This window comes from Pseudomonas sp. GW823-FHT06E10 (genome assembly GCF_058794995.1).
The window spans coordinates 85717-106593 of sequence record NZ_JBXAHJ010000016.1; the positions used below are offsets into that span (position 1 = coordinate 85717).

18 protein-coding genes are annotated in these 20877 nt (G+C 56.5%); 10 read left to right on the forward strand and 8 right to left on the reverse strand.

The features are described 5' to 3' along the window. Window positions 1-4: 4 nt before the first annotated feature. Together AC1Q6Y_RS23165 and AC1Q6Y_RS23170 are read right to left on the reverse strand one after the other, a co-directional pair. Window positions 5-1138, reverse strand: coding sequence for an ATP-binding response regulator (locus AC1Q6Y_RS23165; protein WP_090454854.1), 1134 nt, complete (start codon window positions 1136-1138; stop codon window positions 5-7). Between the two features lie 117 nt (window positions 1139-1255). Then, window positions 1256-6118 carry a HAMP domain-containing protein gene (locus tag AC1Q6Y_RS23170; protein WP_492625233.1) on the reverse strand — a complete coding sequence of 1621 codons (4863 nt, stop codon included), beginning with the start codon at window positions 6116-6118 and terminating at the stop codon, window positions 1256-1258. A gap of 284 nt (window positions 6119-6402) precedes the next feature. Here AC1Q6Y_RS23170 and AC1Q6Y_RS23175 point away from each other — a divergent pair, with 284 nt between their 5' ends. Further along, window positions 6403-7044 carry a response regulator gene (locus AC1Q6Y_RS23175; RefSeq protein ID WP_057715341.1) on the forward strand — a complete coding sequence of 214 codons (642 nt, stop codon included), beginning with the start codon at window positions 6403-6405 and terminating at the stop codon, window positions 7042-7044. Between the two features lie 319 nt (window positions 7045-7363). After that, window positions 7364-7663 carry a hypothetical protein gene (locus tag AC1Q6Y_RS23180; protein WP_150813722.1) on the forward strand — a complete coding sequence of 100 codons (300 nt, stop codon included), beginning with the start codon at window positions 7364-7366 and terminating at the stop codon, window positions 7661-7663. A 152-nt stretch (window positions 7664-7815) separates the two neighbouring features. On the opposite strand, the gene AC1Q6Y_RS23185 is transcribed toward AC1Q6Y_RS23180, so the two are convergent. Further along, window positions 7816-8469, reverse strand: coding sequence for a hypothetical protein (locus AC1Q6Y_RS23185; protein ID WP_057715340.1), 654 nt, complete (start codon window positions 8467-8469; stop codon window positions 7816-7818). Window positions 8470-8745: 276 nt separating this feature from the next. Continuing rightward, complete coding sequence (locus tag AC1Q6Y_RS23190) at window positions 8746-9024, reverse strand: DUF2790 domain-containing protein (RefSeq protein ID WP_057715339.1); 279 nt, start codon at window positions 9022-9024, stop codon at window positions 8746-8748. 491 nt (window positions 9025-9515) lie between these two features. Between AC1Q6Y_RS23190 and AC1Q6Y_RS23195 the strand changes: the two genes are divergently transcribed. After that, a complete protein-coding gene (locus tag AC1Q6Y_RS23195) occupies window positions 9516-10490 on the forward strand; it encodes a quinone oxidoreductase family protein (RefSeq protein ID WP_492625234.1) in 975 nt (324 codons plus the stop codon). Then, entirely contained in the window at window positions 10487-11413 is a 927-nt protein-coding gene (locus tag AC1Q6Y_RS23200; protein ID WP_492625235.1) for a LysR family transcriptional regulator, read from the forward strand. Before AC1Q6Y_RS23195 ends, AC1Q6Y_RS23200 begins: the two co-directional genes overlap by 4 nt. Before the next feature lie 941 nt (window positions 11414-12354). Here AC1Q6Y_RS23200 and AC1Q6Y_RS23205 read toward each other — a convergent pair. Continuing rightward, complete coding sequence (locus AC1Q6Y_RS23205) at window positions 12355-12693, reverse strand: hypothetical protein (RefSeq protein WP_057716632.1); 339 nt, start codon at window positions 12691-12693, stop codon at window positions 12355-12357. Window positions 12694-13007: 314 nt separating this feature from the next. Between AC1Q6Y_RS23205 and AC1Q6Y_RS23210 the strand changes: the two genes are divergently transcribed. From AC1Q6Y_RS23210 to AC1Q6Y_RS23230, 5 genes are read left to right on the forward strand one after another with little or no spacing between them, the layout of a single operon-like run. Beyond that, entirely contained in the window at window positions 13008-14480 is a 1473-nt protein-coding gene (locus tag AC1Q6Y_RS23210; protein WP_492625236.1) for a c-type cytochrome, read from the forward strand. Between the two features lie 49 nt (window positions 14481-14529). Next, complete coding sequence (gene ctaD, locus AC1Q6Y_RS23215) at window positions 14530-16302, forward strand: cytochrome c oxidase subunit I (RefSeq protein WP_489340615.1); 1773 nt, start codon at window positions 14530-14532, stop codon at window positions 16300-16302. Continuing rightward, window positions 16299-16991: a cytochrome c oxidase subunit 3 gene (locus AC1Q6Y_RS23220; protein ID WP_057715334.1), complete on the forward strand. Its 693-nt coding sequence runs from the start codon at window positions 16299-16301 to the stop codon at window positions 16989-16991. The genes ctaD and AC1Q6Y_RS23220 overlap by 4 nt, the downstream gene beginning before the upstream one ends. A gap of 6 nt (window positions 16992-16997) precedes the next feature. Beyond that, entirely contained in the window at window positions 16998-17711 is a 714-nt protein-coding gene (locus tag AC1Q6Y_RS23225) for a heme-copper oxidase subunit III family protein (RefSeq protein WP_057715333.1), read from the forward strand. 13 nt (window positions 17712-17724) lie between these two features. Then, the gene (locus AC1Q6Y_RS23230) at window positions 17725-18042 is read left to right on the forward strand and encodes a cytochrome C oxidase subunit IV family protein (protein WP_057715332.1); all 318 of its coding nucleotides are present in this window, start codon (window positions 17725-17727) and stop codon (window positions 18040-18042) included. Window positions 18043-18078: 36 nt separating this feature from the next. Here AC1Q6Y_RS23230 and AC1Q6Y_RS23235 read toward each other — a convergent pair whose 3' ends face one another. Then, window positions 18079-18639, reverse strand: coding sequence for a hypothetical protein (locus tag AC1Q6Y_RS23235; RefSeq protein WP_057715331.1), 561 nt, complete (start codon window positions 18637-18639; stop codon window positions 18079-18081). Between the two features lie 130 nt (window positions 18640-18769). Then, window positions 18770-19063, reverse strand: coding sequence for a hypothetical protein (locus AC1Q6Y_RS23240; RefSeq protein ID WP_057715330.1), 294 nt, complete (start codon window positions 19061-19063; stop codon window positions 18770-18772). Between the two features lie 291 nt (window positions 19064-19354). Between AC1Q6Y_RS23240 and AC1Q6Y_RS23245 the strand changes: the two genes are divergently transcribed. Continuing rightward, complete coding sequence (locus AC1Q6Y_RS23245; protein ID WP_057715329.1) at window positions 19355-20323, forward strand: LysR family transcriptional regulator; 969 nt, start codon at window positions 19355-19357, stop codon at window positions 20321-20323. Window positions 20324-20343: 20 nt separating this feature from the next. Here AC1Q6Y_RS23245 and AC1Q6Y_RS23250 read toward each other — a convergent pair whose 3' ends face one another. Next, on the reverse strand, window positions 20344-20805 hold the full coding sequence (locus AC1Q6Y_RS23250) for a RidA family protein (protein WP_057715328.1): 462 nt from the start codon (window positions 20803-20805) through the stop codon (window positions 20344-20346). Window positions 20806-20877: the final 72 nt, after the last annotated feature.

The following is a 20877-nucleotide window of genomic DNA, read 5'->3' on the forward strand; positions in this document are numbered from 1 at the left end:
CGGGTCAGTCGAGGGGCAGCGATATCGTTAATCTCGTTCCTTTGTCCGGTGCGCTGTCGATCGTGAACTCCCCGCCCAGCATGCTGATGCGTTCCTTCATCCCCACCAACCCGAACGAGTTCAGTTTTTTGCGATCCGTCATGCCTACGCCGTTGTCTTTGATCTGCAGGTAAAGCCGGCGACCCTCCCTGGAGAGTTCGATATGCACCTGTGTCGCTTGCGCGTGCCGGGCAATATTCGACAGCGATTCCTGCACGATGCGGAACAGAGTGGTGGCGGATTTTTCATTCAGATCGCAACGGAAGTTTTCGTCTTTCGCCGACATCGTGCAATCGATCGCGCTGCGCTGCCGGAACTCTTCAAGTTGCCACTCGATCGCTGCCTGCAATCCCAGATCGAGTACGGGTGGCCGAAGATCATTGATGATACTGCGGACACTGCGGATGGCTGTATCGAGGTGATTCAGAGCATCGCTGGCCTTTTCATTGAGCTTGGGGTGCATGGTACTGGTGCGCGTCTGCAACATGGAGACATCGATTCGCAACGCCAGCAGACTCTGCCCCAGCTCGTCATGGATGTCCCGTGCGATCCGCTTTCGCTCTTCTTCCTTGATGTGCTCCTGATAGGAGGCCAGTTCACGCAGCTGCAGCTTCGATTGCAGCAATTCTTCGGCCTGCATTGTCAGTTTGCGCTGCAAGTAGAACAGGTCGACAAACACCTGGATCTTGGCGCGAAGAACCTCGGCCACAATCGGCGAGAAGATGTAATCGACTGCGCCGGCCGTATAACCGCGGAAACGCTCGGAATCGGTGTCGGCCTCCGCCGTGACGAAGATAATGGGCGTGTGGGCCGACTTCGGGCGGCCGTGAATGAGTGCAGCGGTTTCAAAACCGTCCATCACTGGCATTTTCACGTCGAGCAGAATGACGGCGAAGTCGCGCTGCAATAGCAGGCGCAGCGCCTCGCGTCCGGAAGTCGCCGTGGCAATATCGAGGCCCATGTCGGCAATCACCGCGGCGAGCGCCGTGAGCTTGGCGGGATTGTCATCCACCAGCAACACGGATGCTGGCACGCCATCAGGCGGGAGCGGGTGCCGCACCTGGGTTCTCTCATTGAATACCGGGGGTTCCTGCTGCATATTTATGCCACTTCGGTTTGCGCTAGCGCCTCTTGCCGTTACGGCAACACCGGTAGAGTCGAGCCGGCCTTGCGCACTTTGCCACCTTTGCTGTCGCGCAATCAGCGCGGCACAGAATCATCGATAGAGCCATTTGCGCATCAGTGACAGTAGCTGGTCGGTATCCACCGGCTTGCTGACATAGTCCGAGGCGCCTGCCTCGATGCACTTTTCACGGTCACCCATCATCGCCTTGGCCGTCAGCGCAATCATGGGCAGGGCTTCAAATCTTTTGAATGTACGGATCTGGCGCATGGTTTCAAAGCCATCCATCTCGGGCATCATGATGTCCATCAGCACGATGTCGGTATCGGGCTGCTGCTGCAGCAGTTCAATGGCGGTTCGGCCGTTTTCGGCCGTGGCCACCAACATTTTGTTGCTCTCAAGCACGCTGGTCAGGGCAAAAATATTGCGCACGTCATCGTCGACCACCAGGGCCTTTTTACCCTCGAGACTGTCCGAACCCTCATAGAGTTTTTCCAGCATTCTGCGCTGGGTCTGCGACAGCCTGGCGACGACACGGTGTAGAAACAGAGCGGTTTCGTCGAGTATGCGCTCGGGGGACTGAACGGCCTTGATGACGCTCTTGCCGAGCAGTGTCCTGAAACGCTCGTGTTCCGGTTTGGTCAGCGTCTGTGCACCATAGACGACGATCGGCAATTCACGCATGGCGTGGTCTTCCTGCAACGCCTCGAGAAACCTGATGCCGGATGCGTCGGGCAGTTTGAGATTGATTGCCATGCAGTCGTAGCGTTTCTTTGCCAGTTTCTTCATGGCGTCAGCGCCGCTGTCGGTCGCTGTGATCTTCACGTCGGTGTTATCGAGCAGATCGAGGATGCGGGCGCGGTTCCCTTCGTCGCCGTCGATGAGCAGCAGGTCCCGGGTCTTGCGCCGAGCGAATGCCACGATGGCGGCCAGCGCATTTTGAATCTCGTCGGCTGTGACCGGCTTGAGCAGATAGTCGAAAGCGCCATAGCGCAGCCCACGGGTGTGGTCGTCAGCGATCGAGATGATCTGGACCGGGATGTGACGCGTGGCGAAATTGCGCTTCAACTGCTCGAGCAGCGACCAGCCATCGATGTCCGTCAGGCCCGGGTCCAGCGTGATCGCGGCGGGTTTGAAGCGCTCGACAAGCTCCAGTGCATCCGCGCCACGGGTCGTGACGATAGCCCTGAACCCCTTCTGGTGCGCGGCCTCGAGCAGAATGCTGGCGAATCGGGCGTCGCCCTCGAGCATCAGCAGCACTTTATCCCCGGGTTGGACAGACTCTCGGTCGTCCAGTACCTGTGCGGTCGGGTTTGACATGAGGTCGCGTTTGACCTGGCCAGGTACTGCCTCTGTCGCTGATTCGTCTAGCGTCTGACCCTGGGCATCCTGTGTACGCAAGGGCACGTACAGCGCGAAAGTACTGCCCTTGCCGACCTCAGCGGGGATCAGTCGCAGCTCACCGCCCAGCCGGTGTGCGAGCTCGCGGCTGATCGACAGGCCGAGGCCGGTGCCGCCGTATTTTCGTGAGGTTCCGGTATCTCCCTGCTGGAACGCTTCGAAGATCAGCTTCTGCTTGCCGGCCGAGACGCCAATGCCGGTGTCGGTGACCACGAAGGCGACCACCGCATCGGCACGATTCAATTCGCTGTTATCCACGCTCCACCCGGACACAGCGGGCGCGATGCTGATCTTGACGCTGCCTTGTTCAGTGAACTTGAAGGCGTTGGACAGCAGGTTCTTGACCACCTGCAGCAGGCGCTTTTCGTCGGTCCGGATGACGGGGGGCAGGGTAGTCGCCAGTTCAATCGTGAAGGAGAGGCCCCGGCTTTCGGCGACCGGCCGGAAGGTGCGTTCGATCTGGTCGTGCAGATCGGCGAACAGCGCTTCATTCAGATCCAGTGTGACCGTACCCGACTCGATCTTGGACAGATAGAGAATCTCGTCGATCAGCTCCAGCAGATCCTTGCCCGCGCTACGGATGGTCTTGGCATATTCGACCTGCCTGGGAGTGAGATTGTGTTCCGCGTTGTCGCTGAGCTGGCGGGCCAGGATCAGCAAGCTGTTCAATGGCGTTCTGAGCTCATGGGACATACTGGAGAGGAATTCGGACTTGTACTTCGAGGTCAGCGTCAGTTGCTCCGCCTTCTCCTCCAGCGATAGCTTGGTGATTTCGACTTCGCGGTTCTTGCGCTCGACTTCGGCTTTCTGCTCCGCCAGCAGTCCAGCCTTGTCCCCCAGTTCCTCGTTGGTCTGTCTCAATTCTTCTTGTTGCTTTTGCAGCTCCTGCGCCAGCGATTGCGACTGCTTGAGCAGTTCTTCGGTACGCATATTGGCTTCGATCGTGTTGAGCACGATACCAATCGATTCAGCAAGCTGATCAAGGAAGGTTTGATGAATGATGCTGTAGCGCGTGAACGAAGCCATTTCGACGACGGCCTTGACCTTGTTCTCGAACAGGATCGGCAACACGATGATGTTCAGCGGGGCGGCGGCACCCAGTCCGGATGAAATCGCGACGTAATCTGCGGGTACATCGGTCAGCAGGATGCGCCGCTTCTCATAAGCGCATTGCCCGACCAAGCCCTCGCCGAGCCGCCACTCATCGTTCACATTGATGTTTCCCTTGTACGCATAAGCGGACAGTAGCTTGAGTTTCGCAGGATCGGGCGGGCTCTCGTTCATCATGTAGAACACACCGTGCTGGGCGTTGATCAGCGGAGCCAGTTCAGACAGCACCATCTTGGAGACTGCCGCCAGATCGCGCTGGCCCTGCAGCAGACGGTTGAATTTCGCCAGATTGCTCTTGAGCCAATCCTGCTCCGCGTTTTGCCGCGTGGTTTCCCGCAGGTTGCGGATCATCTCGTTGACGTTGTCCTTCAGCTCCGCCACTTCACCCTTTGCTTCCACCTCCACGTAACGCGTCAGATCGCCCTTGGTCACGGCAGTCGCCACATCGGCAATTGCGCGCACCTGATTGGTCAGGTTGGCCGCCAGACCGTTCACGTTGTCGGTCAGATCGCGCCAGGTGCCGGCAGCACCCGGCACGTTGGCCTGGCCCCCCAGCTTGCCCTCGACGCCCACTTCACGCGCCACCGAGGTCACCTGATCGGAGAACAGCGCCAGCGTATCGGTCATACCGTTGATGGTGTCGGCCAGTTCGGCGATTTCACCCTTGGCTTCCAGTGTCAGTTTCTTCTTCATGTCGCCGTTGGCTACCGCGGTCACCACTTTCGCGATGCCTCGCACCTGGCTGGTCAGGTTGGCGGCCATGAAGTTCACGTTTTCGGTCAGATCCCTCCAGGTGCCGGACACGCCTTGCACCTGTGCCTGTCCCCCGAGCTTTCCTTCGGTGCCGACTTCGCGCGCCACCCGCGTCACTTCGGCGGCAAAGCTATTGAGCTGGTCCACCATGGTGTTGATGGTGTTCTTCAGCTCCATGATTTCGCCCTTGGCTTCCACGGTAATCTTGCGCCCCAGGTCGCCTTTGGCCACCGCCGTCGTCACGTCGGCGATGTTGCGCACCTGATTGGTCAGGTTGGCCGCCATACTGTTGACCGAGTCGGTCAAATCTTTCCAGGTTCCACCGACGCCTGTCACCTTGGCCTGGCCACCGAGCTTGCCGTCGGTCCCCACTTCGCGAGCCATGCGCGTCACTTCGTCGGCAAAGGTCGAGAGCTGGTCCACCATCGTGTTGATGGTTTCCTTGAGTTGGAGAATTTCTCCTTTCGCTTCGGCTGTGATCTTGCGTGACAGGTCGCCGTTGGCCACCGCCGTCGTCACGTCGGCAATGTTGCGCACCTGGGTGGTCAGGTTGGCCGCCATGCCGTTGACCGAATTGGTCAAGTCCTTCCAGGTACCGGACACGCCGGTCACTTCGGCCTGTCCGCCCAGTTTGCCTTCGGTTCCGACTTCCAGTGCGACGCGTGTCACCTCCGCGGCGAAGCTGGAGAGCTGGTCGACCATCGTGTTGATGGTGTTTTTCAGTTCGAGAATCTCGCCCTTGGCTTCAACCGTAATTTTCTTGCCGAGGTCGCCGCGCGCCACCGCCGTCGTCACCTGTGCGAGGTTGCGCACCTGGGTGGTCAGGTTGGCCGCCATGCCGTTGACCGATTCGGTCAGGTCGCGCCAGGTGCCTGATACGTCGCGCACTTCCGCCTGACCGCCCAACTTGCCTTCGGTACCGACTTCCAGCGCCACGCGGGTCACCTCCGCAGCGAAACTCGAGAGCTGGCCGACCATCGTATTGATGGTGTTCTTCAGCTCGAGAATCTCACCCTTGGCTTCGACGGTAATCGTCTTGCCCAGATCGCCTTTGGCCACCGCAGTCGTCACGTAAGCGATGTTGCGCATCTGGGTGGTCAGATTGGCGGCCATGTCGTTGACGGAGTCAGTCAGGTCTTTCCAGGTGCCGGACACCCCTTTGACATTGGCCTGCCCACCGAGAATCCCTTCAGTGCCGACTTCGCGCGCCACGCGGGTCACCTCGGAAGCGAAGGAGCCCAGTCGCGTCACCATGGTGTTCACGATCTCGGCGGATTTGAGGAACTGACCCCGCAGTCTCAGGCCGTTGAGTACCGGCGGTACCTGCTGGTTCAGATTACCCTCGGCAACCGAACCGACAACGCGAATGATCTCGTTCATCGGGCTGATGAGGTCGCTGGTGAGCGCATTGCTCGAGTTGACGATCTTTTGCCATGAGCCTTTCATCATCGGCAATTCGATACGCTCATCGACCTTGCCCTGCTTGCCGATCAGACGCGCCACGCGTTCGAATTCGGTGGTGGTGTCGGCTGCCATGTCGATGATCTCGTTGAGCGTGTCAGCGATCTTGCCCGGCATGCCGGTCCAGTCTTCCGGCATACGCGTAGTGAAGTCACCTTTGCGCAACGACTTCAGCGCTGCCAGCAACGTCTTCATGTCGAAAACTTCGATCGGTGTCGTCACTGTGGCCATGCCTCTGTCCAGTCATAATTGATGCCACGGGCAAGGCATTACCCATGGGCGTGCAGACAATCCTAAGAGCTTAGGCGCCGCTAACGCCTGAGGCAAAAGTGCAAGTGTGCTCTGTGCCTGCTAACGTCAAACTCTGCAGTAGATTCCATGGCTTGCTGGCCACTGGCCGCAGGGCTGGTGTGGGAATGCATGGGCGCGCGCCACTGTGCCGGCGGGTTCAACATCATCTGTAGGTCGAGACACGATACGGCCGGGGGCTTTGCGGGTGCGAATGGAAAATACAGATGATTGACCACAAAATCAGAGTCTTGCTGGTGGATGATCACAGCATCGTGCGCAGTGGCGTGCGACGCATGCTGGAGACTGCCGGCGAGATCGACGTAACGGGTGAAGCCGAGACGGCACAAGACGCAATGCTCCTGGTCCGGGAGCAGGATTTCGACGTGGCGCTGGTGGATATTCAGCTTCCCGACAAGACCGGCCTCCAACTCCTCAAACTCATGCGTGCGCACAAGCCCAAGCTCGCCGTTCTGATGCTGAGCATGCATTCGGTCGAGGCCTATGCGTTACGCGCAATCAAGCTCGGCGCTGCGGGCTACCTCACCAAAGATATTTCCGCAGCCACCCTGGTTACGGCAGTTCGCAAGGTGGCCTCAGGTGGCAAGCACGTCAGTCCTGAACTGGCGGAAAAACTGGTCAACGCTATCGGCAAAGGCGACGCGGCGCCCCACGAAGCGCTATCCGACCGGGAGCTTGAAGTACTCAAGCTCCTCGCTGCAGGCGAGAGAATTGTCCGCATCGCTCAGATATTGCACTTGAGCCCGAGTACCGTCACGACGTACCGGGCACGCATCCTGGAAAAAACAGGGATGGACAGCAACGCGAAACTGGCCCGCTATGCACTCGAAAACGGCCTGTTGACTTAGATCGCCCTGCCATCCGACGCAGCCGGGCACCAGACTGTTTGTAGTGGAATCACTACAAGCTCTTGGTCGAAATCTCCACAAAGATGTCCTGCTAACGTCGATAGCGGGAGCCGTTCCAATCAAGCATATTTACCTCTCGGCAAATTTTCGTTCGCTCAATGGAGTTGTCTTCGTCAAAGTCTTGTACCGCCATGGCCTTCAGGATATGCATGAGAGCAAGTTTCGCGAGTCAGAAAAGACTCCGGAATTGATACTCGCAAGTTGAGCGCGGAGTGCACGCTGCATTCATGTTGAATCAATGTTCAAACTGGAGGGCGTCATGATGATAGGTTATTGGTTATGCGCATTGCTGTGGGGAGTGGTGCTGCTGGAGGAGATCCAACTCATACCCCGACAGGAATGGAAAGACGAGGGTCTGAAAAAGGTTCTGTTGCTGCGCCGGACTAGAAACCGGACAGGCTACTTTATTGCGTTGATCGCGGGCGCCATGTGTCTTTATAGCGAAATCCTGGTGGCGCCGGTCGATCAGAGTGTTTTCAATCCGGAGCTGATACTTGCCCTATGTGGTGTTCTTTGGGGTGCATATCTTTCCGTAGTCTGCATGAAGGGGAAGCGATAGATACCTGCCTCCATGACTACTGCGGGTAATTGAGATTTCACTATCGTCGCCCGGCGGGGAGACTTTTCCGGTCAGGCGCTCAACTCAAATTTTGCGAACGGCTAACAACGGATTTTATTGGCTAAAGCTGAACTTCCTTGTTCAACCTGACTTCACCATCCAGCCAGGGCGGCGTTTCCCAGGGGCCTGGTGTCTTGCTCCAAACGCGCTTCGGTGTCTCTGTCTTTTGCCCAGGCGGTGAGCAGTACCATCGCCCCGAAACCACCGACGATGAGTACCGGATAGGCTGCCAGCAACTCCACCAGCGAGTACTTCCAGGCCAGCGGACGACCAATACCCAGCATGGCGGCATAGAACCATGACACGCCAGAGAGGGCGCCGGAAAACAGCGCCAGCATGCGCAGGCTGAAGGAGAGCTTGAGTAACGAACCGGCTTTTTTCAGTGCCGGCAATACAGCGCTATGCAACAGGATGCCGTTAAAGGTCAACAGCACTACTATGCCGATTTTGGCTTGCAGTTTTGGATTGAGGAAATATTCCATCCCCTTGCCGGCATAATCGATCCCGACAATACCAATGCCCGTAATCCAGAGCGCTACAAGTGCAAGCACTACGGTTTTCTGAAGGCTTTCCATGTGCGCGTCATCGTGGTGGCCTGACGCATCTCCCTTCAGGAGTTGCTTGACCATTGCAATGTCGCTGGTCAAGACCAGCCCGATTGCCACACAGCAGGCGATAAGATGAAAATATACAACGCCCAAACGCACATATTCCACGGTGGACGAAGAAAACATACTAAGTTCCATGGTGACCTCTTGGCTTCAATAGTGAATCAACTTGGCTCTCGGCACGGCTTGATTGGAATTTACCGTTGCTGACTGCCATTTAGATCCAGCAATTGTTATCAGTTAATCTTGCGACATTACGCCAGCAAGATAATAGTGAGTTTCTCGAATGAACTTTTAGTCATTCGATCATGTCCATTTTCAGGTAACCAAAAACCTCAATCGCACTGAGTGCATGGGAGGTTTAACTTCCGCTTCTGGGGGGCGGTGAGGCCCGGAACCCGATCGACGAGCGAATCAGGCAATGCTGGTAGGGTCGGCGGGGCTTCCACCCCATTCGAGGAAACGGATCTTGTGAACCTCGCCCTCGCTGTCTTCGTAGACCAGGGTCACCGGTACCACGCCGGTCTTGTCGGATGTATCGGTGCGCTGCAGTACCCGTTTCACATCGATGTCCATCCCGTAGTGGTATTCGACGGCTGAAACATGCGCGCCGGGTTCTTGCAGGCTGCTCTGGTCAAAGACACTGGGTGCGAGACTGGAAATCACGGCACTGACAATCGTGGCCATGCTCATAAGGCTGTACCTCCACTGAAGTTCGCTTGACAAGGACTTAATGTGACACGTGGTGAAAGTGAAGTTCACTTGACCGCGACGAACGCGCCTGCCTGAAAAGCCTGTAGTGGCTGCAAACTCCCGGCAATTCCCCACGCTTGACGCCTCTCGACCGTTCGTCCTTTAACCCCCGTATTTGCTGGAAAAAGTCCGTTTTTCAAGGAGGTCATGACATGTCATGACCGATTGTCATGCGTCGGGTATTGGCCGATTTCTGCCTGTCACCGAGGGCTATATCCGACCCATGGAGGACTCTCGGAGGCAATCTTTGGCATCTCCAAAATCACAATGAAACCAACATGCTCCACGTAGTAAAGCGTGCTATCCATGATTATATTGCTGCAACAGGTGCATTAATGTCCTGCAATAAACCAGTCTTGTTCATTAGTAGGTCAGTTATCACACTGAGGTCACTCATTTGATAACGGCTTCTGACTGAAGGAGAGATGACCATGGTATCTGCGATCCGGTTTATCCAGTTCGGCAACCCTGAAGTACTGAACCTGGAGACACTGAGCGAACAAGCGCCCGGCCAGGGTGAGGTATGGCTTGAGCAAGAGGCTGTAGGTGTCAACTTTCTCGACGTTAGCCAACGAAAAGGGGCGGTGCCGATTGCTTTGCCATCTGGAGTTGGGCTGGAAGGCGCGGGGCGTGTCGCCGCTGTGGGTGTGGGTGTCAGCAACGTGCGAGTAGGGGATCGCGTCGCCTATGCCACCGGCCCCTTGGGTTCCTATGCTTCGGCCCGGCTTTATCCGGCAGAGCGGCTGGTCAGAATTCCGGATTCGCTGTCATTTGACGATGCAGCAGCCGTCATGTTCAAGGGCATCACTGCGCAGTACCTGTTGAAAGCCACCTATCCTGTGGGGCCCGGTACAACCATTCTTCTCTACGGTGTGGCTGGAGGGCTGGGGGAAATAATGGTGCCGTGGGCGAAGCACTTGGGTGCCATCGTGATCGGCGTGGTTTCAAAGCAGGCCAGTGTCGAGAAAGCTCTGGCGTCGGGATGCGATGAAGTCCTGGTGTTCGATGCGCACAGCCTGGCTTCCCGGGTCGCTCGTATCACCAAGGGTAAAATGGTCGACGTCGTCTATGACCCGATTGGGCGTGTTTCTTTCCAGGCATCCCTGGATAGCTTGCGACCACGAGGCCTGATGGTATCGTTCGGAGCCTCATCAGGTGCGCCGTCAGCGGTGGAACTGTCGACACTCAATACCAAAGGCTCGCTGTTCCTGACACGTCCTTCGTTGGCAGCCCATACGGCGAGTGTCTCTGAGTACCAGGAACGAGCGCAGGATGTGTTGGCCGCCATTGGTGCAGGTATTATCAAACCTTCGGTCCGGGCAAGTTACTCTCTGGCGGACGCAGCATTGGCGCATGCGGACCTGGAGTCGGGGCGTTCATCGGGGGCGATCATTCTAAAACCATGAATCTTGATGTTCTGAACAATCAGCACAGCGACGAAATCGCTGCGTTTCTGGCCGTGGCCTCGCAAGGCTCGTTTGTCGGGGCAGGCCGGCTATTGCAGCGACACCCAACAGTCGTTTCGAAACGACTCGCCGCAATGGAAAAGCGCCTTGGCGTTCGGCTTGTGGAGCGCTCCACCCGCCAGGTTCGAATTACTGAAACAGGTGCCAGGCTGGAGCAACGCCTTCGCTCAGCCATCGAATTGATGAATGAAGCGCAGCAGCAAGCGTCCGAGGGCGCCATCGAAATCCGCGGTACTTTGCGCCTTGCATTGCCGGCAGCCATGGGCAGGCGTTGGCTTGGCCCGATGCTGCCGGAGTTTCTCAAGGCTCATCCGCATGTCTCGATCATCGCTGACTATAGCGAGCGTCTGGTCGACATCATCGATGAAGGTTTTGACGCGGCGATCCGAATCGGAGAGTTGGACGACAGCCGGCTGATAGCCAAAAAACTAAGTGACCATCGCCGGATACTGTGTGCCTCGCCTGCTTACATCACAAAGCACGGCATGCCCGAAACGCCACAGGACCTGATCAGGCACAATTGCCTTCGCTTCAGTGGCCTTGCGTCTTTTCCTCAGTGGAGACTCCATCGCGGCAATGAACTGCAGACGGTTTCTCCCAAAGGAAACCTGACGGCCAACGACAGCGAGTCATTACTTGCAGCGGCCTGCGCCGATGCGGGAATACTGGGGGCAGGTGACTGGTTGATGAGTCGTGATATTGCTGCCGGGGGACTGTTGCAGGTCCTTCCTGACTGGCAATTGGATACCGCCGGTGGGGTCTACCTGGTCAGGCCATCAGCCAAGTTTCCGGGTGCCGTGGTCGTCGCGTTCAAACAATGGATCGAGTCAAAGTTTACCCCCGCGCCCCCATGGACCATCTGACCGGCTGACCTTCGATTCACCTGACCGACACATGGCTGCCGGTCATGTGTGTTCATAAAATCAGCATTGCATCAAAGCCAATACAGGATAGTAACGGACCACAACCAGCCGATGCAGAGGGTGATGGCAAGGTAGATCGCCACAATCATCAGAGGCTGATTCCACATGACACACCTCCCATAACCGTTTTCTTTGCATGGGTGCCTGGTAAAACGGGCGCTCGTCGCATGAGCAATAACTCGTCAGAACACTCCAAGGGTCAATTCCATCGCCAGTACAGCGGACAACGCCAGCGTCATCACCAACGCGATAAACATCAGGCCCAACTCGGCCAGCTGCTTATAAAGGGCCATCGGCCGTTTCGTGATTCGAGCAATTGATCTATCAGTGGAAGCCATCACTCATCCTCACTTTTGCGTGGAACACGCACCACAGGCTTGACTTGGGCAGTAAGGCGATGGAACCGCATGGTGTCGCGCGTTTCATTTCCTACCCCTCGCGTCATGCCGAATCCGGCGAGCCCCGCCGTCTCCATGATGTCCGGGACGACAGCTGTTGCGGGTACCAGGGGTGGTGCAACTAATGAGCCATTTCAATAGGGCGAAGAAAAAACTCAAATTAATTAACAAGCTGTTTGCGAGGGGTTTCAAGCGAGAGAAAGGGGGGAGGGGGGAATATTCCTCAAAGTTGGTGGTAAACGCCTGGTTGGGTGGGTGTAGTACCCCATTTTTGGAGAGAGTAGCGGCCCTGTTTCACCGATTGTTTTTGGTAGGGGCTACTTGTCCCTGAGGCGAGGTGGATTTAACGGGGCGGAAGGGCCGCTTCTAACTGTGGTTTCAACCGGTCGAAGCAACACACTGAATTCTGTTTAATAGACGAGTGAGTTTTCGGCACCGCACATTACCCGAGGAGAAACATCGATGCCGAGAATCACGTAACCGCTACTCAAGCAGCTGATCTATCAACACCGCATTGGTGTAGATCAAACTGCCGTCACTCGCCCGGTGTCCAACCAGATGGAACTGTCCGCGTTCGTGGTGCAAATAGACACGCATCTGACAGTCGGACAAGGGGGCGTATCCCTCGGGCATGATCAGATCCATCGAGTCCATATCGACATCGACCATGGCTTCCGGCTCGTGGGTCTTCTGCAAGTGCTCTTCGGCCTGCTCCAGACGGAGGTGCAGAGGGCCGTCGACGTAGAAATGAACTTCCCCCATCGGGGTGGACTTTTGGGCGCCGCTGGTTTTGCACCAACCTTCGATCGTCAGGGCACTCATGACGAAACCTCCCATGTGGATTGCTGGAATCTGTAGCTATCGTTCCTGCTCGATGCCATCACTTATGTTGGATGACTGCACAAGGGCAGGGTTCGATTTTTGGCGCCGCTTCTGGTCGACCCTGCTGTCCGTCATCAGAAATTCAGTATAGCCGGTCGCCGGGCCTCGCTTGCCAACCTCACGTACAACCCGATGGGCTCTATACTTCTTACTGACTTTGCCGCCCCGATGGGTGGTATTTGTCTGCCCTGCTTGGACGTCAGTGGCGATGCTTTTGCATAACCAATGAACAACAGGAATAGGATGAAGAGGAAATGGCAATAGCAATTGTCCTGATACTAATCGTTATTGCATCAGTGCTATTCCACATACTGGCGCCTTGGCACGCGACACCGGCAGCTTCCAACTGGGGTTCCATAGACACCACCCTGTTCATCACCCTGATCATTAGCGGAATATTTTTCATTGCCATCACGGTATTCATGGCTGTAGCGGTGATGCGGTATCGTCACAAGGAGGGCGCCAGGGCGGCCTACCAGCCAGAAAATAAAAAGCTGGAACTGTGGTTAATTATCATTACGTCGGTAGGTATTGCCGGGATGTTGGCGCCAGGTCTGGTTGTCTACAACGACTTCATCCGGGTACCGAAAGAGGCTTACGAACTTGAAGTGGTCGCCCAACAGTGGCAGTGGGCCTTTCGTTTTCCCGGCCAGGACGCAAAGCTGGGCAAATCGGATATCAGGTTTATTGATGCCGCCAATCCCTTCGGCCTTGATCCCAAGGATCCTGCAGGGCAAGACGATGTGCTTGTAATGAATAATGAAGTTCGCCTTCCGCTCGACCGGCCGGTGAAAGTCTTGTTGCGCGCTAAAGATGTCCTGCACGATTTCTATGTACCGCAAATTCGCAGCAAGATGGATATGGTGCCAGGAATGGTGTCGTACTTTTGGTTTACGCCAACTAAAACCGGAAAATACGAAGTCCTTTGCGCTGAGTTTTGTGGTGTAGGTCATTACAACATGCGCGGCCATATGATCGTGGAAGAGCAGGGCGTCTTCGATCAATGGCTCAACGGCCAGCCGACTTTTGCGCAGACATTGACGACAACTGCCAAACCCGGTCGCGACAGCGTGCTGGAAAAAGGCCGCCAGTTGGTCGAACAGCTCGGCTGCAAGGCCTGCCATAGCCAGGATGGCAGTGCCAGTCTCGGCCCGGGATGGAAAGGGCTGTACGGCCGCACTGAACAGTTTGCCGATGGCACCAGTGCGGTGGTCGACGAGGCCTACCTGAAAGAGTCGATTCTCGATCCGAAGGCCCGGCTGGTACAGGGCTACCCGCCGGTGATGGTGGCCTATACTCTCAAAGACGATGAAATGGGCGCTGTCATCGCCCTGATCAAATCACTGGGCGCAGCGGGGCAAGACGATGAACCTTCGACCGGCGAAGCGTCGAGCCCGGGTGAAGACCTGGTGGCGCAGGGGCAGCGATTGGCCGGGTCGCTCGGCTGTCTGGCCTGCCACAGTGTCGATGGCAACAAGGGCGTCGGCCCCAGCTGGCAGGGCCTGTATGGCAAGACGCAAACCCTTGGCGACGATACGAGCGTAAAGGTCGACGAGGGCTATATCAAAGAATCGGTTCTGCATCCCAATGCCAAAATCGTCAAGGGCTATGCAGCCGTCATGCCGGCCCTGGCTCCGAGTGACGAGGAGCTCAATGCACTGATCGCTTTTATCAAATCCAAAGCGAATGCTGACGCTGATGCGAGCAAGGCGGAGCCAGGGAAGTAGCCGTAAAACAGCCAGGAATGCACTGAAACTTCGGCAGGAGGATGACGTGATGGCCTATGCGGAGCAAGCCGAGACAGAAGCACTGCACGAGCCCAAGAGTTTCCTGACCAGATATATCTGGAGTCAGGACCACAAGGTCATAGCCATTCAATATTCCTTGACGGCCATCTTCGTGGGTCTTATCGCTCTGGTGTTGTCCAGCTTGATGCGCATGCAGATAGGTTTCCCCGGCAGTTTGGCGTTCATGGACGCCAGTACTTACTATCAGGCGATGACCATGCACGGCATGATCATGGTCATTTACTTGCTCACAGCCTTGTTTCTGGGTGGTTTCGGCAACTATCTGATCCCGCTGATGGTGGGCGCCCGCGACATGGTCTTCCCCTATGTCAACATGCTCAGCTACTGGTTCTACCTGGTGGCGGTACTGGTGTTGCTCAGCAGTTTTTTTGTCCCTGGCGGCCCCACAGGTTCGGGCTGGACGCTCTATCCGCCACAGTCCATTACCCAGGGGACACCGGGGGTCGAGTGGGGCATTGTCCTGATGCTCGTCTCACTGGCGATTTTTATCGTCGCCGCCACCATGGGCGGGTTGAACTACGTCACCACTGTGTTGCAGGCGCGCACGCACGGCATGACCTTGTTTCGCATGCCGCTCTCGGTATGGGGCATCTTCATGGCCTCGATCATGGCCTTGCTGGCCTTCCCGGCGTTGTTTGTCAGTGCGGTCATGATGTTGTTCGACAAGCTGTTGGGCACCAGCTTCTTCATGCCGGCGATGATCTCGCTGGGGCAGCAGCTCGATCACCAGGGTGGCAGCCCGATATTGTTCCAGCACCTGTTCTGGTTCTTCGGCCACCCGGAGGTCTACATCGTCGCTCTCCCTGCGTTTGGTCTGGTCTCCGACTTGATCAGTACCCATGCGCGTAAAAATATCTTCGGCTACCGAATGATGGTGTGGGCCATTATTGCGATTGGCGTACTCAGTTTTGTGGTCTGGGCGCACCACATGTATGTCAGCGGAATGAACCCGTACTTTGGCTTTTTCTTCGCAGTCACCACCTTGATCATCGCGGTGCCGACGGCGCTGAAAGTCTATAACTGGGTACTGACCCTGTGGCGCGGCGACATCCACCTGACTGTGCCGATGCTGTTTGCCCTGGCCTTTATCGTCACCTTCCTGGTCGGCGGTCTGACCGGGTTGTTTCTCGGCAATGTGATCGTGGACATCCCGCTCTCGGACACCTATTTCGTCGTGGCCCATTTTCATATGGTCATGGGGGTAGCCCCGGTACTGGTGGTGTTCGGCGGCATTTATCACTGGTACCCGAAAGTCACCGGGCGCATGTTGAACGACACCCTGGGCAAGTTGCATTTCTGGATAACCTTTCTGGGCACCTACGCCATTTTCTTCCCCATGCACTACTTGGGTTTCCAGGGCATGCCACGTCGTTACTACGCCTATGAAAACTACGCGTTCATCCCGCAGTCCGCGCAAGACTTGAATGCCTTCATTACGGTGATCGCATTGACTGTCGGCGTTTCCCAGTTGCTGTTCCTGTTCAACCTGGCCTGGAGTGCATTCAAGGGCAAGCCCGCAGGCAGTAATCCCTGGGGTGCGGCCAGCCTGGAATGGCAAACGCCGGACACCCCGCCGAAACACGGTAACTGGGGAGAGAAGTTGCCGGTCGTGCATCGCTGGGCCTATGACTACAGTGTGCCGGGGATAGAGCAGGATTTCGTGCCGCAAACGGTCTCCGCCGAGGAGCTGGAGCAGATGCGGCAACTCAGTGCCGGAACCAAGGCGGACATCAAGACATGAACAGGCTGCTATTGAAAATCGCCGACGGCGCTGATCCCGGCGGCAGCTGGAGTCGCGACCCTGAGGGTATGCAGGCCGCCGAGGATGCCGATAGAAGGCAAACCGCAAGGGTAGGCCTGCGCTTGTTTCTGGTGGTGGTGAGTTCGTTATTCTTCCTCTTCCTGATCGCCTTTATTGCCCGCTCTCAAATGGCCGATTGGCTACCCCTGACAGAGCCTTTGGCGCCGTTAGGCAATCTCCGGCCGCTCTGGCTGAATTCGGCTTTTCTGGTATTGAGTTGCATCGCACTGCAATGGTCGCGTATGGCCGCCCGAAAGGCTCGGCTGGGCGCAACGGTCATTGGTTTTGCATTGGGGGGTGTGTTTGCCATTGCCTTTCTGGCGGGGCAACTCTGGGTCTGGCAGCAGTTTGTCGCCTGGGGCTACTTTGTCGCCAGCAATCCGGCCAACAGTTTCTTCTACCTGTTGACCGGCCTGCATGGGCTCCACCTGCTGGGCGGGCTGATCGCCTGGTGCTGGATCGTCGCCAGATTTCTGCGTCATGTGCCACTGGCGCAACTTGGCGCCAGCGTAGAGCTCTGTGCCATCTATTGGCATTACTTGCTGGGCCTTTGGTTCGTGCTTTTCGCGCTGCTGGCCAGCACGCCGCAAACCTATGAAGCCATCGCCAGATTCTGCGGCCTGAGGTAAACAGTCATGGCATTGCACCCACAAGCCCAAGTCGAATCCAGTTCATCCAACCCACCAGGTTCGCCGCCTGCACCGGGATGGCAGGGCATCGCCAGCGATTGGTCCTCGGATAAAGAGGCCTTCAAGCAGGTGCCCTGGGGCAAGGCGATGATGTGGATATTCCTGCTCAGCGACACGTTTATATTCACCTGTTTTCTGACCGGATACATGTCGGTACGCATGACCATCACCAGCGCCTGGCCGAACCCCAGTGAAGTGTTCGCATTGACGATCGGCGGCAAGGAAATCCCGCTTATTCTGATCGCCATCATGACCTTTGTGCTGATCAGTAGCAGCGGCACCATGGCCATGGCCGTCAATTTCGCCTATCGCCGTAATCGCGCGAAAACCGCGGCCCTGATGCTGGCGACCGCTGCCTTGGGTGTGACTTTCGTCAGCATGCAGGCATTTGAATGGAGCAAGCTCATCGCAGAAGGGGTGCGTCCCTGGGGGAACCCCATGGGAGCGGCGCAATTTGGCGCCAGTTTTTTCATGATTACCGGTTTTCACGGACTGCATGTATCAATCGGCGCCCTCTATCTCAGCATTGTGGCGCTGAAGGTATGGCGCGGAGATTATGAGCGTTCCGGCAACTATCAGAACGTCGAGATAGCCGGGCTTTACTGGCACTTCGTGGATTTAGTGTGGGTATTTATTTTTGCATTCTTCTATTTATGGTAGAGGAGCACGGGTGATGGCACATGCTCAGGGTCAGCAACATCCAATCAGTTTGTACCTTAAAATCTGGGGACTGTTATTCGTCCTCAGCACGCTGTCGTACCTTGTCGACTATTTCCACTTCCATGGCTACCTTCGGTGGTCCCTGATCATCACTTTCATGTTGTTGAAGGCAGGTTTGATTGTCTCCATCTTCATGCATATGGCATGGGAGCGCCTGGCATTGGTCTACGCCATACTGGTGCCACCTTTGTGTTTACTGGTACTTATCGGGCTGATGGCCTCCGAGGCAGACTATATTTTCCTCAGCAGGGGCATTTTCTTTGGCCAGTAGGCAAGCAGCTTTCGGATGGCCTTGAGTCCCCAGGCGCTAACCCGATATCACTCGCTTGAACTGATGCCATTTGTGCTGCCAGGCCACTGTCCAGTGGGGGGCCGCCGTTCCCGTGCCGGCGATCTTCAGCTTCGGATGCTGTTTGATGACCTGGTCCAGTACCGATTCCTGATTCGGTTCAACATCCACGAAGAAGATATGTTTGCCTTCTTTTACTGCCTGTTTGAAATTGCGGAAGTGAGTGTTCGGCACCTGGAACCCAAAAAAACCGCCTTCCCAGATGCAGAAGCCCAATACAACAATGGCAAGGAAGATAAAGGGCATCCAGCCTGCGGCGGATTCGGTCCAGCCCATCCAATAGGCGCCACCCAGGACCAGCGCTGCGAGTGGCACGCCGATCACCGCACCAATCTCACCAGAGTGAACAGCATCCTGTTCCATCAGCGAGCTGATCTCGTGGAGGTGATGTTCTTCTACATCAGCAACTTTTTCACTGAGTACATGAATCTGTTCGGAATTGATGCCGCTGGCTTCCAATTCATATTCAACGTTTTCAAGATCGTTGAGATTGTCACTGATGTAATAGTGTCGGTTCATGCCACACCTCCCATCTCGGGTTTGCTGCAGACCTCCTCTGTCCGGCAGCACTTGGCAGCTGTACTGTGGGGAACGTTGCACACCCGGTGCAATTTGAAAAAAGTATAGCACTCACCATCCTGCGGACCGGTCACTGGCTGATCTGCACAATGACCGGACCTTCCGTCACGATCGGCGGGTTCGCGCGGATATTCGATGCATTTTTCTGAATCCAGTCACGCGCGACTTTCAGGCTCGCATCGCTGCCGGCCTTGTCCGTGCAAACAGTCACCGCTGTACCACCATCACCCGTATTCAACAGTGTGTAGCTGACGAGGCCAGGCACTGTCCGCAGGGTCGCTTCGACGTCGGCATTGCGCTCTTCCAACAACTCGAAAAGCTGCTTTGCTCCAGTACCCAGGTAGGTTCTTATAACCGCATACATAGTCGTCTCCCTTGGGAGTGTCGCCTTGATGCCAATCCAGATCCGTTGATGGCCGCTATTACTCAAGGCTTCAGCTCGCCTTGATTTATTAAGCTTAGCCAAACGTCGGCGACAATCGTAATGCAACGACCACCGGCCATTTTTGGCCGATAACTGCCTGTCGTGAGGGGCTGAAACCGACCCATTGCAGCCAGTCGGCATAACAGTTTTCAACCAATCGCCGGAACAATGTGGCTGCTTCACCCAACCCCTTCTCGTATCATCAGCGCCTTTGCATCTGGAACGAACTGTGTGAAATCGCCAACTGGAAAAGCTCCGGCTGCCTCTGACGGGGCGAAGTGGGACATAGGCGAGGCTGTCAATCAGCTCTCGTGGGACGACTTGCGCATCATCAAGACGCTCAGTGATTGCGGCAATCGTTCGGCTACGGCCAAGAAGCTTGGCATCAATGTATCCACCGTTTCGCGCCGAGTTGCTCAAGTTGAGCGAACGCTCGGCATCGCGCTGTTTGATCACCGCAAATCAGGGTATCTGCTCACCGCCGAGGGTGCTGAATTGCGAGCACTCGCCGAGCGAGTGGAGCTGGATATTGTCAGCGTCACGCGGCGTGTTTCACGTTCAGGCCAAGGTCCCCTCGGGAAACTTCGAATTACCACCAGCGACTCGCTGCTGCTGTACTTCTTCACCCCCATCATCGCGGACTTCAAGGCCCTGAACGAGGGGATCACCATCGAGGTGCTGGTGGGCAATGAAACCCTTAGCCTCGCCCGGGATGAATCGGATATCGCGATTCGAGCGACGAGAAAACCTGCAGAAAGCCTGGTGGGCCGTAAACTGGCGAACATTGCCTGGGCACCTTACTGCTGTGCCAAGCAGATGACTGCCTTGCCCCTTTTCGAAGAGGGCCAGGCATGGGTGTCATACTCCTCAGCGCTCTGCGGTTTGAAGGCGACAAGCTATGTCGAAAGCAGAGTCGCTGCTGAGCGCATAGCGTACCGCACCGATTCTGTTGCAGCAGCAAGCGCTGCAATCGCGGCGGGTCTGGGATTTGGATTCCTTCCCTGCATGTTGGGCGACATAACCCCAGGGTTGGTACGCGCCGGCCCGGTAGTGCCAGAGCTTCAGGATGAGTTGTGGCTGCTGACTCACCAGGACATTCGAAAATCGTGGCGAGTCAAAGCATTCATGACCTTCTGCGCCGCTGCCGTGGCCAGTCAAAAGCCCTTGGTCGAGGGGCAATTGATACTCCCGGTCACCTAGATCGAAACCGGGAGTGCAGCTCAGATGTCTCGGGCGCCAATCACGGCCTTGCACACGATCTCAATCAGCTGCGGACGCTGGGCAAGTCTCGACACCCCAATGATATTGCTCGCGCACTGAGGCCGCTCAGTGCCATAGGCCGCCTTGCGCACTTTGCCGACCACCGCGAACGCAGCGTCCATGTCCAGCACATAAAGCGTTTCCTCGACAACATCTTGCATAGTTGCGCCATACAAGGTGAGCAGCTTCGAAATGTTGTCGTAAGAGACCCGCATCTGCTCTCCCATCGAAGAGAAATCACTGGGCTTACCATCGGCGTTCAGCGGCGCCGGGGCTACCAGATTACCTGCCTCATCATGGTTGAATTGACCTGATACGTAGATCTCGTTTCCTACCCGCCGTGCCTGCGGATAGCCATACGCCTCCTCCCAGGAAACGCCCCAGTAGGCGGTCTGCTTGTTGAACGGTTGTGAAGCTGCCATTGCATTCTCCTGCACATGAGGGACCGGAATGATCCGAATGGGTGGGCGAATGCTAGCAGCGCGATCGCGTAT